Annotated in this window: 10 protein-coding genes; 1 reads left to right on the top strand and 9 read right to left on the bottom strand. The window is 62.3% G+C overall.

All coding sequences use genetic code 11. The features are described from left to right. Positions 1-14: 14 nt before the first annotated feature. The 8 genes from ACSE4D_RS05710 to ACSE4D_RS05745 are packed head-to-tail and all read right to left on the bottom strand — an operon-like array spanning position 15 to position 12,573. Positions 15-3,542 (bottom strand): bifunctional glycosyltransferase/CDP-glycerol:glycerophosphate glycerophosphotransferase, encoded by a 3,528-nt coding sequence (locus ACSE4D_RS05710; protein ID WP_436326747.1) that lies wholly within the window; start codon positions 3,540-3,542, stop codon positions 15-17. Further along, positions 3,539-4,420 carry a DUF6270 domain-containing protein gene (locus tag ACSE4D_RS05715; RefSeq protein ID WP_436326748.1) on the bottom strand — a complete coding sequence of 294 codons (882 nt, stop codon included), beginning with the start codon at positions 4,418-4,420 and terminating at the stop codon, positions 3,539-3,541. Before ACSE4D_RS05715 ends, ACSE4D_RS05710 begins: the two co-directional genes overlap by 4 nt. Beyond that, entirely contained in the window at positions 4,417-5,727 is a 1,311-nt protein-coding gene (locus ACSE4D_RS05720) for an ABC transporter ATP-binding protein (protein ID WP_436326749.1), read from the bottom strand. The genes ACSE4D_RS05715 and ACSE4D_RS05720 overlap by 4 nt, the downstream gene beginning before the upstream one ends. Beyond that, positions 5,714-6,595 (bottom strand): ABC transporter permease, encoded by an 882-nt coding sequence (locus ACSE4D_RS05725; RefSeq protein WP_436326750.1) that lies wholly within the window; start codon positions 6,593-6,595, stop codon positions 5,714-5,716. The genes ACSE4D_RS05720 and ACSE4D_RS05725 overlap by 14 nt, the downstream gene beginning before the upstream one ends. After that, on the bottom strand, positions 6,592-8,331 hold the full coding sequence (locus ACSE4D_RS05730; protein ID WP_436326751.1) for a glycosyltransferase family 4 protein: 1,740 nt from the start codon (positions 8,329-8,331) through the stop codon (positions 6,592-6,594). The genes ACSE4D_RS05725 and ACSE4D_RS05730 overlap by 4 nt, the downstream gene beginning before the upstream one ends. Then, on the bottom strand, positions 8,328-9,683 hold the full coding sequence (locus ACSE4D_RS05735) for a glycosyltransferase family 4 protein (protein ID WP_436326752.1): 1,356 nt from the start codon (positions 9,681-9,683) through the stop codon (positions 8,328-8,330). Before ACSE4D_RS05735 ends, ACSE4D_RS05730 begins: the two co-directional genes overlap by 4 nt. Then, a complete protein-coding gene (locus ACSE4D_RS05740) occupies positions 9,680-10,717 on the bottom strand; it encodes an MraY family glycosyltransferase (RefSeq protein WP_135542654.1) in 1,038 nt (345 codons plus the stop codon). Before ACSE4D_RS05740 ends, ACSE4D_RS05735 begins: the two co-directional genes overlap by 4 nt. Then, positions 10,717-12,573: a polysaccharide biosynthesis protein gene (locus ACSE4D_RS05745; RefSeq protein ID WP_436326753.1), complete on the bottom strand. Its 1,857-nt coding sequence runs from the start codon at positions 12,571-12,573 to the stop codon at positions 10,717-10,719. Before ACSE4D_RS05745 ends, ACSE4D_RS05740 begins: the two co-directional genes overlap by 1 nt. Before the next feature lie 320 nt (positions 12,574-12,893). Between ACSE4D_RS05745 and ACSE4D_RS05750 the strand changes: the two genes are divergently transcribed. Continuing rightward, positions 12,894-14,786 (top strand): glycosyltransferase family protein, encoded by a 1,893-nt coding sequence (locus ACSE4D_RS05750; protein ID WP_436326754.1) that lies wholly within the window; start codon positions 12,894-12,896, stop codon positions 14,784-14,786. On the opposite strand, the gene wecB is transcribed toward ACSE4D_RS05750, so the two are convergent. After that, positions 14,774-15,952 (bottom strand): non-hydrolyzing UDP-N-acetylglucosamine 2-epimerase, encoded by a 1,179-nt coding sequence (wecB, locus tag ACSE4D_RS05755; protein WP_436326755.1) that lies wholly within the window; start codon positions 15,950-15,952, stop codon positions 14,774-14,776. The genes ACSE4D_RS05750 and wecB overlap by 13 nt on opposite strands. Between the last annotated feature and the right edge of the window lie 107 nt (positions 15,953-16,059).

Raw genomic sequence — 16,059 nt, forward strand, 5'->3', positions numbered from 1 at the left:
CGGGTGGAGCCAAGCTACACACGTGTCCCGATGCTGGTGAACCCGTTTCTGCCCTGACCTCTCACTGCGTTTTCCCGCACGAGTCGCACTAGTTCACCCATTTCTGGCCGCTGCGTGCCGCTCGCGGATCCCGTTCGCACACCAGCGAAGCAGTCGTCGATCAGTTGCAGGAGCTCATTGAAATTCTCGGCTACGTTCCGTCCTTTGGACCAATCGGGGTACGTGCCTCGTTCCTTTCCATAACTTTCACGGTCCGGGACATAGTGTACTGAAGTTCCGCCTGTCAGATCGAAGTCGTAGACGATCGACGAGTAATCGGTGATGAGTACATCGGTGACTGACATCAGCTCTTCGACGTGTGGATGGTCAGAGACATCCTTGACCCCAGGCAAATCTAGTTTTTCTGCATTCGCCACGTGATGTGCACGAACGAGCACGCGAGCATTTGTCGCCTCCGCTAGCTTCTGCGGTTCGATGTACCGTCGCCAGCTCAGGCGGTGTCCGTTTCGATCCGCGTTTCTCCACGTTGGCACATAAAGGATGATACGTTCCTCAGCATCCAGGCCGAGACGACTTCGAACTTCATTCTGTCGTTGAAGGCAACGGAAGAGTCGAACATTTCGCGGCTGTTCCCCAACAGCGATATCGCCGTCGTGACCTAAGCTCGTGCGTAGAATTTTCGCTGCCTCGTCTGATTGCGCGAGAAGCAGATCCCACTGAGGGACTTCGTTGCGCATGATACGGCGGTAGCTTAGAGGCACCTTGCGACGAGAAATATCCAATAACAGCTTCTTGATCGGCGTGCCGTGCCAAGTCTGTAAGTAAAACTGTTCGTCGCGCTTTCGTATGTAGTACGGGAAATTGTTGTTATTGATCCAGACCCTGCTGGTGGCAAGTGCCTTATGCCATGCGGCAGTGCCTTCGACGACGGGAATGCCGCCTTCCGGTACATCGACCCTGCGGTCACGCACCGACCAGTACAGCGGGATATCGTCTCTTTCATCTCGTATAGCTTCAAATAGCGCCCGGGGATTGTCATTTGCTGATTTTCCGTTGTAGGACTCGAAGACGATCCCGTTCGTGAGAGACCCCCACTCCCGCTCGCGTAATTTGAAACGTCCGTACTTGGTCCTTTCCTGGGCCGACCATGGCGGCGAAGCAGTAACTGCCACGGAACCGGCGTTGCGACCTTCCAGGCGAAGCGTGGTCCACTCCGTGAAGCAGTCCACTGGTCGTATCGCCAGCTTGTCTGCGACTCTCGCCCAGCCGTGTGCGATGTCTGGCGAGTCTCCATACCGCACGTAGTATCCACCGGAGAGGGCAGCGACTCGACCGCCTTCGGGCCCCACTGTCGTCAGGTCATACACCGCGGTGAATGTGCCATCGGCATGGACATCGTTTTCAACCGGCTCGATCGTCTGCTCGGATGATTTGAGCACCACAGTGAGCTTCTGCGCGGGATCGACTCTTCCCGTGATCAAGAGGCGGTCTCGGTCGTTTGTCGCGCCTGTGACGGTCACCCGTTGGTATCTCTGGGCCAGGTGGACTTCCCCATTGGGATTTGGTTCAAGTCGTACACAGGATGTGGCAGGCAGTAGATAGTCAACCACTTCGTGGTAGACAGCAACGTGTCGATTGTCGGTTGTTTTTGCAGACATCGTCCACAGCCGCTCACCTCCCGAACGATACCGATCAGGGAGTTCAGGAAGCGCAGCTGTATAGATCGATCGACCTTGTGCCGCCAAAAGGATCCTTTGACCTGCTGTGTTCAAAGTCAGTTCTCGGACGTCGGAATCACTGTTCAATGTGGCGGTGACGTTCCGGCCCTGCAGTTCGACGTGCTTGACGAGAACCGGTGACTCTGGCAAATCTACGGGGCGGATAGACAGTTCGTCATGGTCGTCAGCAACGACTGTCACTCGTTCGTCGTCTCGTATCGGGCTGGGTGCGATCATACCGACTGTCGTCGTTGACTTAGCGGGCGAGTGCAGTTGAGTGCCCCGTATTTCGAATGCCCCGACAAGGTCGATGCCTCTTGGGGAGACGTCATCGATTCCGGAGATATCCACACGTGCCCGAAAGCCACCCGCTGCGTAGCTTCGCCATGGGTCTCCGAGTTCCAAGTCAATTCGGTTGTCCCCCCGCGGCTCAACACCCACATCGAATACAGTGGCACCGTCCATGACGCCTTGGATTTTGAACTCTGTATCTTCCGGCTCCACTCCTGGAACATAGGCACAACCGTGGATTTCGATCTCTCGATCGCCGACCCAACGGACGTTTCTCACCACCACAAAGGGATTGAAGTCCACGGCCCGTGCTTTGAGCAGTCGAGGGGGGATCTCCGTCTTCAGACGCTTCAGATAGGTAGGAGCCACATGCCAGCGTCCGTCGACGAGCTCGAGTGGTACGGCTGATGTCTCTTCAGCCCGTGTGCCGAGTATCTCTTCGATTTCGTCGAGGTCGCCTGTGGCGACGGTCCACATGAACAACCGCTCTTGAGCCGGGATAAGTTTCCAGGCATCCCGCGGCATCAATTTTTTGAGTTCCTTCGTCGCCTTGCACAGGGTTTTTCGGAATCGCTTGCGTGCCGTATCCAAGAACTCCGCATGCATGGCAAGATCAGTGCCCATCCAGATTGCACAGGCCTGTCTGAGAACGTGGTCGGAGACGTGCTCCAAGGTGCTCCGGAGGACCTCAATGACCTCAAGCTTGGCGTGCAGATCCGTCAGTTTGGCCTTGCGGCGCGAGCGTGTGTTTCGGCCTTCGGCAAGGCGCCAAGCATAGATGTCAGTGGTGAGAACATCGATCGCTGCTGCTGCCACTAGCGCGCGATAAACGGGCGGCTGGTCTTCGTAGTTGGCGAATCCATGCATTCGACCGACGTGACGACTCCAAAAGTCACGTCGGTAGACCTTATTCCACAGGACTGGTTCTTCCAACAGCTCCGGCATATCGTCAAGGCGGACAGCCAATCGCTGTCGAGCGTGAACGCGAGCAGTGAGTTTCGGCCGTGAGCGCCCGAGCTTGCCAATACGGATATAGGAGCCGGTGGCGATATCAGAGCCTGTGCGCTCCAGGGAGTCAACCAATGTCGAATAGGCGCCCGGAAGCACTTCGTCATCAGCGTCGGCAAAGGTAAGGTATCGGCCCTTGGCCGACTCGACACCTCTGTTGCGAGCGCCTGCGGGGCCCTGGTTGGGTCCGGTCAATACCGTCACTCGCTCATCGCCTTTGGCAGCGTCAGCGATGGCTTGTACGGTGTCGTCGTTCGACCCGTCGTCGACGACAAGCACTTCGAGATCAACATCGGTCTGGTCGAGAATGCTGCGCAGGCACCGCTCAATGAAGTCACTTGCGTTGAAGGACGGAACAACAACGCTCAGAGTCGGGTGGTCGACACGATTGATCGAATGCGACGCAGCATCGGCACCGTTGGCAATATCGGCCGAGGCATCCGATCTCCCACGGAATTCTTTGAATCCTTCGATCCCGCCATGCCGCAGATGCCACAATGCCTTGCGCCACTGGTGTCTGCTCACGGGGCCTCACCACCGTTTTTATTCACGCACGACCGAATGCTGTCGACGATCGACTGATAGTCAGCTTCTCGGTAGTGGAAAGGCTGTGGCCCCCACTTATGATCCTTGTCGATTCGGACTTCACTGCTTATCCTCATCACCGACGACGCCGTCAGCGATCGTGCCTCTTCACGATACCGAACGTAGTCGGCGTTCGCGGACTGGGCGCGATCCGCATAGTCTTCGGCCTCCGTCGGTTTGACCGTGCGCAGGCTCTGCCATGCCTGAGCGATACCATGCCCTTTGGTCAGCCCTCTGCCGGCTTCTCGAGTCCCCCTCTGCAGCCTTCGCCATTGGCGGCCCAGTTTTGAGAGCCCATCGTTCTGAGGATGGCGAGCACGGTCGACGGCGCCTGCCCATTCGATATCGAGCAGGATGGTCCTTTCCCAAATGCCGGCTTCCTTGAGCCCCGCGATGAGCGTGTCGAATCCGGATTTCCACATCCTGAAGTGTTCGTCAGTCCCGAATTCGATCAGACGAGCACCTGAGCGGCGTGCGTTTCGCGCCGCACCACAAGATTCGACCTCGATGGAGTTCGTCATCGTCGTGCCGTCAGGGTAGAGCCAGAACCCGCGACGCTCGTCGACGAGGTCGATGAGGACAGCATCGAGCTCGACTGCCTTCTTGACGATTCTGGCGGTCCCGGTACCTTTGAGGTCACTGGTGACCATGCGCTTCTGGAACGCGGAAGTCAGTTCGCTGAGGTCAGTACCTTTGGTCCCGTGGGGCGACTCGAGGCTGACGACTGAATGGCGCGCAACATAGGCCACGACCTCTGCCTCGGGGATGAACTCGGCAGTATCGCGGCTGACGCAGGATCCGAATATCGCAATCTTCATCGCCAGCTGTCCTCGTGAGCTGCAGACGAACTCTCCGCCTGCCGGATCCGCTCGCGATTCTCATATCGTTCATCGGCGATCTTCCGCGCACGAGAGGCGAGTCTACGCCCCGTGAAGTCGTCGGAGGCCGCGACGGAGGACGCCCGATCATCAGGATTGGCCGCACGCAGAACGACTCGGTTCTTGCTCGGGCGCAACCGCAGCGGCGGCGGTTCATCGTGAATGCGGGGAGCACTCACTGCTTGCGACGCGGGTTTCGGCAGGGAGGGGAACTTCGCCTTCGGCAGTTCGGCATCGAAGTCCTTCGGCCATACCTGTGATTCGGCAGCGGCGAGCATCGGCGCTGGAGTCTCTTCGACCTCTTCGATCTCCCTCTGCTGTTTCATATGCCGTGCACCCTTCCTGGTCTCCTTGACCGGACGTGCGGCGTGGCGAGGAATCGGATTCCTGATGAGCTCAGGCTCGAGGATGTTGATCTCCTCTTTGACCGCGTTGCTCACGACATCCTGGAGGAGTTTGTCAGCAATGTCTTCCTTGCCCTTGGCAACGTTCCACGCCCACCAACGGTATTTCTCCGCGACAGCTTCTGCGGGGCCGTTCATGAGGATCTCACCCTTGTGCATCCACACCGCTCGGGTGCACAGTTCCTGAATCACTTTTGCTGCGTGGTTAACCAAGAGAACGGTGCCGGCCTCGGCCAACAGTTCGTCCATTGCGCGTTCGCTGCGCTCGGCGAAAGTCGCATCTCCGGTCGACAAGGCTTCGTCGATGAGCATGATCTTCGGTCGTGCAGCCAATGCGATTGCGAACCTCAGCCGCGCGCCCATTCCAGAGGAATAAGTCCCCATCGGGCGATGGATGGCCGCTCCCAGGGCGGAGAGCTCGACGACATAGTCGAACGCTTCGGCCGCCTCTTCGGGCGACAGTCCCATGGCCAAGCACCCCAGGCGGACGTTCTCACTGCCGGACAACGCTGGTTGCAGAGCTGCACTCACACCCAGGAGCAGAGGCTGATAGCGAACGAGAATGCGACCGCGGTCAGGCTGTTCGACTCCCGCGACATTGCGCAGGAACGTCGACTTGCCGGAGCCGTTGGCACCCACGATGCCGACCATTTCTCCTTCTCGAGCGACGAAGTTGACTCCACGCAGTGCACGTACGGTCGTCTGACCTTGGCGCCCGCGCAGGACATGACCGATGCGGCGGAGGCCTATGGCCCGCTGGCTCGGATCGTTCGTATTGACGGTATAACGAACCTGGACGTTCTCCGCGATGATGTTGGGCTCTTCAAGTTCAGAGTCGGCCATAGCTTTCCTCCCCTCGCCAGAAGAACAGGAACCCGACGATGAGTAGCCCGAAGGCCCAGAAGATCGCCATGAACCACAGCCACGGCGCAGAGTCGGCCGCATAGAGCAGGGAATTCCTCACCAGTGTCAAGTACGCATGCATGGGGTTGAACTGCATAGCAGCGAGAATCGCAGGGTGGTCTTCCAAACGATCTTCAATGGAGAAGAAGACGCCTGAACCGTAGAGCCAGAAGCGACTGACAATTGACATGAAGTTCGTCAGGTCCGGAATCTTATGGCCGACTCTGGCTAAGAAGCAGGCGAGGCCGACGTTAAAGATGGTCTGGAGAATGATCACGGGGATCACCAAGACAACTCTCCAAGTGACAACTTCGGGAGGAGTGATGACCGCTATGAGGAGAACCATAACGACGACAGTCGGAATGAAATCGAGGAAGTTCCGCACGACGACGGAGATCGGCAACGCAGCACGCGGGAACTGAAAGCCTTTGATCATCGATGCTCCCGAGCGGATCGCTCCGGTTCCACCTGTCATCGACTTTCCGGTGAACTGGAAGAAGAACACTCCGATAACCAGATATCCGAGGAAGTTGTCGATACCGCGAGAGGACTGGAGGATGAATCCGAAGATGAACCAGAACGCGAGCACCGAAAGCAGCGGATTGAGGAAGAGCCAGCCGTAGCCGAGGAGGTTCTTCCTCGTCGACCCGCTCATCTTGGCCCGTGATTCGGCGATGATGAAGTGCCGGCGGTTCCAAAGCGCGGCGAGGTAACTTCTCAGGCTCGTTCGTCGTCCGACGGGCACAAGGCCTTCGCTCGAGACCGAGGGGATGCTGCTGAGGCCGAGGGGGTTCTTCGTCTCACTCATCGCGCATCAGCCCCCGTGAGTTGAGAGTAGACCTGCCCATATCGTCGACCGATTTCCTTCCACCTGCGTGTTGCCAGGACGTGTGCGCGCCCGTTCTGTCCGTAATTCTCCCTTGCACTGTCATCGTCGGCCAAGTCCGTGAGGAGTCCGGCCAGAGCCCGAGGATCCTCGGGCCTGACGCTCAGACCCGCCGTTTCGGGCACGAGCTCACGCAGGGCGGGCAGATCTGAGACGACGACTGGTCGCGCCAGGCCCATCGCCTCGATCGGTTTGATCGGGGTGACCAAGCGGCACACGGGCTCGTCCTTGCGCGGAACGACGATGGCATCCAGTGCCAGCTGGTAGTCGATCGCCTGCGCCTGTGAGACTCGTCCGGTGAAGACTGCGTTCTCGCCGAGCGGAGCCGCTCGTTCGCGCAGTTCGGGCAGAGCGACACCGTCGCCGGCGATGAGCAGGCGCAGATCCGTGCCCTCGGCTCGGGCAAGGATGACGGCATCGATGAGGTTATCGAGGCCTTCGTAGCCGACGATCGAGGCCGCAGTTCCCACCCAGATACCGGCCCCAGGCAGACCGAGCTGAGACCTCACTTCCGCGGGAGTGCGTGAGGTGTCGGCATCGACCACGGATTCGGACACCGAGTTCGGGATGAGGGTGATCGTCTCCGCGGGCACGCCTCCGGAGATGAGGTGCTCACGCATGGTCTCGCCCAGTGTGATGACGGCATCAGCAGCCGTGGCAACCTCGATCTCTTTGGCCCGCATGAGCGCGAAGCGTTGGCTCGCCCGGCGTGCCTGACGATCTTCCGGGGTAGCACCGGCGGCGGCCCAGGTCTCTTCGAGCACCCCGCGGACCTCATAGACCCAGGGCAGGCCGATGCTGCCGGCGGCGGCACCGGTGGCCAGCCCGTTGACGTAGTGCGTGGTCGTGTGGAGGATCTGGGCCCCACGCTCCTGCGCTCGGGCAGCGATCCAACTCGCCTGGTCGCCTAGCCGAGCCGTCGGTGTCGGCAACGGCCGCAGCGGGATCTGTCGCAGGTAGTCGACTCCGTCGACGGTCTCGACCGGACCTGAGCTCACTCGCCCGATTGTCACGGGATAGGACGGCCGGGTCACCGCGGCCACGCGATGACCGGCGCCCTGCAGCGTCGTGAGAATGGCGTGCGAACGATAGGCGTAACCGGAGCGGGTGTGCGGCAAGGAATTCGTCAACACATGCAGAGCCGCAGGATGCTGGGTCGGTCCCGCAGCGGCCCCGATCGGGCGGGCCGTGATCTGGTCGGTCACCTGCGGCCACCAGCCCGGTTGCAGGCAGAGGCGCTCATCGTTCAGCCGATTCCGGCGCGCTCCCGCGGGGAGCACGTCGATGGCGCGGTCGAGCTGTCCTCTGGTCCACCAGATGCGTGAACTCAGTCCGGCGGCCTCGGGCACTGCTTCGGCGATGGTCTCGGCCTCATCGAGCAGGCCGAGGTTGAGGGCGATCTCGCCGAGCAGACGCGATGGGTGGACTGAGTTCGCCACGAGGGTCTTCGCCTTCGACTCTCGGCCCAACAACCAGGCCGATGCCGCCTGGGCGGCGTCGCCGCGGGCTCGGCCGAGGGCCCGACCGACGAGTCGTGAGGCAGGAGCGGGCAGGCGCCTGGCCAACTGCATACCGAAGAAGATGCGGTCGTCATTGATATGGGTGGCGGTCGTGGCCACCACGTTCGTGATCTGACGAGCGAGGAAGCTCAAGTTCATGACACCACCTGCTCAAGGATTCGCTCGTAGGCATGTCCCATGGCAGCCGCAGAGGCATGACGGATGACCCAGTCGCGGGGTTCCTCTCCCGCAGTGGACTCGAGGCCGAAGGTCTGGCCTCCTTCGACGCGATGGCGCATCGACGTCATCGCTGCTGCCACCGAGTCGATGTCTCCCGGGCTCGCCACATCACCGGCCGAGGTGCTGGAGATGATGTCGGCTGCTTCGCCGGCGACAACCCCGAGGACCGGAATCTGCCTGGCCATGAGCGAGTAGAGCTTCGACGGGACCGTGTACTCGTAGGATTCGAGTGGACTGAGGCTGACCAGGCCCGCATCGGCCCATGCCCAGTGGGCGGCGAGCTCGGCACCGGCATGCTGGGCGAAGAATTCGACGGGGACGTCCTCTTCTGCCGCCACCGCCTTGAGGGCTTCCGTGTCGACGCCGTCGCCGACGATGCGCAGGCGCACCCCCTCGGTGCGGGCCAGGGCACGGATCGAGGTGCTGAGGTCCTGCGACCGGCCCACGGTGCCGACATAGAGCAGGTTGAGTCCATGTCGGTCATCCGCGCTCGTCGCTGATGCAGATTCGTTGAGGTTCTCCACGGACGGGGCGATGACCGGAAGAGCACCGGTGGCCGTCAGCCCGGAGGCGCCTTCGAGTTCTGCCGGGGAGACTCCGCTGCGCACCACCTCGGCGGTCACGCCCCGCTGCTCGAGGCGTCGCCGGAAACCGTCGGTGGTGACGACCACGACTGCGGCGCGACGTTGCGCTCGAGTGAACAGGTCCGGCAGCAGTCGGTGTTCGACTGTGCTCGTCAGTCTATTCGGCAGATACTTGCCCAGCGCACCGGTGACGAGGCTCATCTCCGAGATGAGATCGGGCCACGCGTCGCGCACCTCGGCGACATGGGGCACCTTGAGCAGCCGCGAGAGTGTGTCGCCTGCCAGCAGGAACGGCAGCGCCGGGGTCGTCGAGATGACGACATCGGGGCGCATCCTCCCCCGCAGGCGATCGATGACGGCGGACATGGCTCCGGCCGCAGACACCGCCTGGTCGAGCATCTGCCGTGCCATCGATGAACCACTGTGCAGATAGGGCACTCGCAGGATGCGTTCGCCATCGACTCCGGTGTCCCAGGTGCCGCCGAGCCTGACATCGACCCGTCGCCGGCCGCGGCCGACACCGGAGGAGAAGAAGCGGTCCCGATCGGGGTACGGGTAGTGCGGGTGTGGTGCGACGGTGATGACTTGGTGGCCAGCCGCGCGCAGGTGGTCGACGAGGATCCGCCAGCGACGCTGTGGTGCCCCGACCTCCGGGTAGTAATAGTGGCTGAGCAGGACGATCCTCATGCGGGCACCGCCTCCTGTTCCGCGCGTCGCTTCAGCCACAGCGGGAGAAGCGCATAGAGGGCGATGAGGACGACCCAGAACACATGGGCGGGGTACGTCGTCGCAGTGTTGCCGCTCAGCAGCGTCGGAATGGCGAGAATGCAGGCGAGAACGCTCAGGGCGGCGTGGAAGAGGGAGACCGAGCTGTGCGGCCAACCGGCCTGCTGGATGCGTTGATAGATATGTTCCCTGTGCGGCAGGAAGATGTTCTCACCACGGAACAGTCGGAGGACCAGGGTGAGGCCGACATCGAAGAAGACGAAGATCATCGGGGCGATGATGACGACGATCGGCACTCCCTGTACGAAGAGCCACACGGCCAGCGCGAAGACGGCCGCGCCGATTCCGTAGCTTCCGGTGTCGCCGAGGAAGGCCCTGGCCCGACCGAGGTTGAAGGGCAGGAACCCGACGGCAGCGCCGGCCAGCGTCAGAGCCAGGAGCGCAACATCCTTCTCCCCGATCCACGCACTGACGAAGGCGAACCAGCCCCCGGTGACGACGGCCCATTCCGTGACATAGCCGTTGAGTCCATCGACGAAATTCACCGCATTGACGGTGGCGACACCGATGACGGCGAAGGCCAGCACGTGCGCGATTCCCTGGGTGGAGAACATCGCAATGGTTGCGCTGAACAGCAGCGCCAGCACAACCTGGCCGATCAACCGTCCGACGGGCCTGAGCGAGTCGAGGTCGTCGCTCATCCCGATCGCCGAATAGCACCAGGTGAGCACCAGGAAGCCGATGGGCAGCACGATGCCGCCGAGTCCGAAGACCCCATGCTCGGCGATGTTCCAGACCATAGCCAGCACGGTGGCAACGGTGATGCCGCAGCCGATGGCGACTCCCCCACCGCGGACTGTCGCCTGCGTATGTGAGGACCGATGCGAGGGGACGTCGACGATCCCCGCTTGGCGTAGCAGCGGGAAGGCGATGAGTGCGCTGAAGGCCGTGACCACAGCGGCCACGACGAGGATCACGAGCAGTTGCACGTCCATCAGTCGTCGACTCCGGCGCCCTGCGGTTCTGAGTCGAGAAGGCTCGTCAGTCGCGCTTCGAGCACCTCGCGGTGGGTGAATACCTGGGGATCACGGGATTCGGCCACGAGGGCCTTGAGCGCCTCGAGATCGATCGGGATGATCGGGACCTGGGTGATCAGCGGGTGGTTGGGGCGATCGTCGACCTCACCCGGCGACAGGAGCGCTTCTGTGAGCTTCTCCCCGGGCCGCAGACCCGTGTAGACGATCTGTGCATCCGATCGGCCGGACAGCACGATGACCCGTCGGGCGAGATCATCGATCCTGATCGGTTCGCCCATGTCGAGGACCAGCGTCTCCCCCGGACCACCGATGGCGGCCGCCTGCAGGACGAGTTCGCAGGCTTCGTCGGCGGTCATGAAGTACCGAGTCACTTCGGGATCAGTGACCGTCACGGGGTCTCCAGCCGCAACTTGTGCCACAAAAGTCTCGAGCACCGAACCGCGTGAGCCCAGTACGTTGCCGAACCGCACGGACATGTACCGGCGCCCGGTCTCTTCGGCCACGGAGGCGATAGCGCGTTCGATCGAGAACTTCGTGCGCCCGAGCACAGAGGTCGCTCCGGCCGCCTTGTCCGTGGAGATGTGGACGAAGGATTCGACGTCGTGGGCCACCGCGGCTTCGAGCAGATCGAGGCTGGCGCCGACATTCGTGCGCACGGCCTGTTCTGGGAAGCGTTCCAAGAAAGTCAGATGTTTGAGCGCAGCAGCATGGAAGATGATGTCCGGCTGAGCTTCGGCCACAAGGGCGTCGATGAACGCGGGATCGCGCAGATCGCCGAGGACGAGGTCGTCGCTGGTCAGCAGCGCGGATCCTTCGAGTCCGAGTTCAGTGGCGTGCAGACCGGATTCGTCCCGGTCGGTCATGACGAGTCGGGCAGGGTCGAAGCGGAAGACCTGGCGGCACAGCTGCGAGCCGATGGATCCGCCGGCGCCGGTGACGAGGACGACCTTTCCCGTGATCGCCGAGGCGATGTCGTCGATATTGGTCGAGATCGGTTGGCGGCCGATGAGGTCTTCGAGGCTGACATCGCGGAAGCCGCGGTGACGCAGGTCGGCGACATCGTGGGAATCGGGTTCGGGCCGAGTGTAGTCGGAATCCGAGAGCTTCGGCATGATCTTGATCTCGACCGGCCGGGATTCGAGGTTCGAGGCGATCCGGGAGAGTTCTTCGGGCTGCAGGTCGGCGATGGCGATGATGACGACACCGGCACCGGTGCGGTCGACCTGGGCCGCGATATCGCTGATCGGCCCGAGCACGCGAATGCCGTTGTAGCGCAGGTGCCGCTTGGCCGGATCGTCGTCGAGGATGCCGACGGCGACGAACTCGTTGCGGGTGTCCTGGGCGATCATGTCGAGGGCGAGGGTCCCCTGATTGCCGGCGCCGACGATCAGGGTCGGCCGTGATGAGCCCGAGGTCGTGAGTCTGCGCTGGCGCAGATTGCGACGCACCCAGTTTTCCAGGCTCTTGACCACGATCATCAGGGCGCCCGCGGCGATGGGGACGCTGGTCGGGATGAGCAGACGTGTGGAGAAGGCGAATTCGGCGACCCACATGAGCCCGACGCCCAGAGCGACGGTGCCGACGACAGCGGCGAACTGATCGGTCGATCCGCGACGATAGCGCCCGCGATAGATCGCCAGTGGTCCGCCGATGAGGAAGACGACCAGAGCGATCGCCGAGCAGACGAGCATGCCTGGGGCGTTGACGCGATAGGTGTGGAAGTCATATCGCACGAGGGTCATCGCCATGACGAGGAACGCGAAGACGAGACCATCGATGAGGGAGAGCGCCATGGCTCTGCCGTTGCGCCTCATTGGGGTCCGTGAGGGAATGGGCCCAGAATTGCTTCCCACTGTCCTCATTTCATCCGGGTTCCTTGGCCGGACTCTGCGATTTCCTCTCCGGTGACATGTACCGTATCGAGGCTCGCGGAGTCCCTGTCGACTTACCGATTGTACTATTGGAGTTAACAGGATTCGTGCAGAATTAACCCTGCGTACATTAAGAATTGGTTGCATTCCACACGTCCTGACACAGGGTCCCTTGTCGTCCTCATCAGGGCTGGAACAAGGACTCTTGATTTGATCTGCTTCCCGTTCCGCGCTCCCTGGCCGCCGCTGAGAGGACTCACACCGTGCCCCGAACACCGCTTCGCACTCTGAGAACCGCCCTGTGGCATCTGCGCAAAGGCGGGGTGTCCCAGTTGTCGATGTGGAGACGCCGACGGTCGATCACTCAGGGAGCGGCCGAGGCATCGTCCGAAGTCGCGACCGGAAGCCTTTCCGCCGAGGTGCTCGCCGAGCTGTTTCCCGCATTCCCTCTGCCGCAGAGGTCTCCGGTGTTCCCCGACCTCCGCGTCGGAGTCATCCTCGATGAGTTCTCGGCCGAGAGCTTCGGGTTCGAGTGGTCACTGCACCCGCTCTCGTCCACGAAGTGGTCAAGCGAGCTCGACGGCCTCGACTTCGTCTTCATCGAGTCGGCGTGGAACGGCAACGACGGAGCATGGAAGTTCAAGCTCACGGGCCCGTCCGGTCCGAGTCCCGAAGTCACCGACCTCCTCGCCGAGTGCCGCCGCCTGGGCATTCCGACGGTCTTCTGGAATAAGGAGGATCCGCCTCACTTCGAGGATTTCCTGCCGCTGGCCAGACTCTGCGACTTCGTCTTCACCAGTGATGTCAGGCTGGTGCCCGAGTATCGGTCCCGGCTGGGCCATGAGCGTGTCGCAGTGCTGCCGTTCGCGGCGCAGCCGGCGATCCACAATCCATCCCGGCCGGCCCGCAACGTCGCGGCTCGCGACATCGCCTTCGCCGGTATGTACTTCGCGCACAAGTACCCAGAGCGCAGGGAGCAGATGGATCTGCTGCTCGGAGCCGCCGACGCTGTATCCGGTCGTATGTGGCACGGCTTGGAGATCTTCTCCCGCTTCCTCGGCAACGACGAGCGCTACCAGTTCCCCGGCTCGCTGGCACAGCGGGTGGTCGGTTCACTGCCTTATCGCAACCTGCTCACCGCGTACAAGCACTATAAGGTCTTCCTCAACGTCAATTCCGTCACCGACTCTCCGAGCATGTGCGCTCGGAGGATCTTCGAGATCAGCGCCGCCGGCACGCCCGTGGTCACCACTCCGAGCGCGGCGACCCGCGAGTTCTTCCCCACCGACGAGGTGCCTCAGCCGGAGACGAAAGAGGACGCCGAATGGACTCTGCGTGCCTATGTGCGCAGTCCTGAACTGCGCGACCGCAGCGTCCACCTGGCGCAGCGGCGGATCTGGGCCGAGCACACCTACACCCATCGGGCGATGACGGTGATGGATTCCCTCGGGATCGACCATGCCCAGCCGTTTCCCACCTCGGTATCGGCGGTGGTCTCGACGAATCGGCCTGGCCACCTCGGCGAGGTGCTCACCACTCATGCCGCCCAACTGCACGCGGACAAGGAACTCGTCCTCGTCGCCCACGGATTCTCTGCTCCTGCCGATCTGCGAACACGTGCTGCGAACCTCGGGATCGACCGCCTGGAGATCGTCGAGGTCAGCGCCGACGAGCCCCTCGGAACGTGCCTCAATCGGGGCGTCGAAGCGGCCTCGGGCGACGTCATCGCGAAAATGGATGACGATGACATCTACGGTGCCCACTACCTCGGCGACCAGCTCGCCGCGCTGCGGTACTCGGATGCCGATCTCGTCGGCAAACAGGCGCATTACCTCCACATGCGCGGTTCCGATATCGTCATCTGCCGCTTCCCCGAACGGGAGCACCGCTTCACCGACCTCGTCATGGGGCCGACGCTGATGACGCGACGCTCGACGCTGCTCGAGAATCCCTTCGCCGAACGCACGCTCGGCGAGGACACCGAACTGCAGCAGCGTCTCGTCACTGCGGGTGCGCGGATCTATTCAGCCGATCGGTTCAACTTCGTCCAGGTGAGAGGCGACCATGCCCACACCTGGACCGTCGAGGATAGCCATCTGCTGGCCAACGGCGACGTCCACGCCTTCGGTTTCGCTCCGCGCCACTACTGCTTCTGAGCGCTGCGCCAAGGCGAGCGCACTGGGGCGAACTCGTCGATGCGTTCACCGACTCCGAGCAGCTCCTCTATAGCGGCGAGAGATCTCTGTGCCGCTCGACCGTCACCGTAGGGGTTGATCGCTCGGGCCATGGATTCGTAACCTCGAGCATCGTCGAAGAGTCGGGACACCTCGGCGACGATGGTCTTCCGGTCGGTACCGACGAGTGCAACGGAACCGGCGGTGACCGCCTCGGGGCGTTCGGTGTTCTCACGCATGACGAGCACCGGCTTGCCGAGGCTCGGTGCCTCTTCCTGGATTCCTCCGGAGTCCGTGAGGATCACATCGGAGGCGGCCATGACCGTGGTGAATTCGCCGTAGGACAACGGTTCGGTGACCAGTACGTTCTCAAGTGACTCGACTCTGGGCAGGACGGCTTCGCGGACGAGTGGGTTGCGATGGGCCGGGAGGAGGATGAGGAGGTCCGGGCGGGCGGCAGCGAGTTCTGCCAGCGCGTCGCCGATATTCTCCATCGCCGAACCCAGGTTCTCCCGCCTGTGGGTGGTGACCAACAGCTTCGGCCGGTCGGTGGCCACATAGTCAGCGACCGTGGGGTCGACCGGCGTCACCTTCATGGCAACGGCGAGGTGAAGGGCATCGATGACGGTGTTGCCGGTGACGGCCACGTCGGAGGGGCTGATGCCTTCAGCGAGCAGATTGTCTCGCGAGCGTGAGGTCGGGGCGAGGTGGAGGGCGGCGACCTGGGTCGTCAGCTTGCGGTTGGCTTCCTCGGGGAAGGGACTGGCGATATCACCCGAGCGCAGCCCCGCCTCGAGGTGGATGACGGGGATGCCGCGGTTGAAGGCGGCGATCGCGGCCCCCATGACCGTGGTGGTATCCCCCTGGACGAGCACGGCGTCGGGTGCCTGATCGGCAAGGACGGAATCGAGTTCGCCGATCACCCGGGAGGCGATGCCGTTGAGCGTCTGTCCCGCGGACATGATGTTGAGATCGACATCGGGCGCGATGCCGAAGAGATCGTTGACCTGATCGAGCATCTCCCGGTGCTGGGCCGTGACCAGGGTGCGGGAGGCGAGCGTCCCACTGGATTCGATGGCACGAATGAGCGGGGCCACCTTGATGGCTTCCGGACGCGTGCCGAAAACGGTGAGGACTGTGGGGGTCACGGACGAACTCCTGATCGGGAGAACCGGCTGGCCGCCTCGGCGGTCAGGGCTCTCGCAGTGATGATTGGGGCTTAAACCAATGGTATGCCTGGTCACCCACTGCTCAT

Source organism: Brevibacterium sp. FAM 27836, assembly GCF_051351055.1.
Lineage (GTDB): Bacteria > Actinomycetota > Actinomycetes > Actinomycetales > Brevibacteriaceae > Brevibacterium.

Coding starts and splice junctions, on each gene's coding strand:
- ACSE4D_RS05730 (WP_436326751.1), bottom strand. CDS start 8,331: ATGAACTTGAGCTTCCTCGCTCGTCAGATCACGAACGTGGTGGCCACG.
- ACSE4D_RS05735 (WP_436326752.1), bottom strand. CDS start 9,683: ATGAGGATCGTCCTGCTCAGCCACTATTACTACCCGGAGGTCGGGGCA.
- ACSE4D_RS05720 (WP_436326749.1), bottom strand. CDS start 5,727: ATGGCCGACTCTGAACTTGAAGAGCCCAACATCATCGCGGAGAACGTC.
- ACSE4D_RS05725 (WP_436326750.1), bottom strand. CDS start 6,595: ATGAGTGAGACGAAGAACCCCCTCGGCCTCAGCAGCATCCCCTCGGTC.
- ACSE4D_RS05715 (WP_436326748.1), bottom strand. CDS start 4,420: ATGAAGATTGCGATATTCGGATCCTGCGTCAGCCGCGATACTGCCGAG.
- ACSE4D_RS05740 (WP_135542654.1), bottom strand. CDS start 10,717: ATGGACGTGCAACTGCTCGTGATCCTCGTCGTGGCCGCTGTGGTCACG.
- ACSE4D_RS05745 (WP_436326753.1), bottom strand. CDS start 12,573: ATGAGGCGCAACGGCAGAGCCATGGCGCTCTCCCTCATCGATGGTCTC.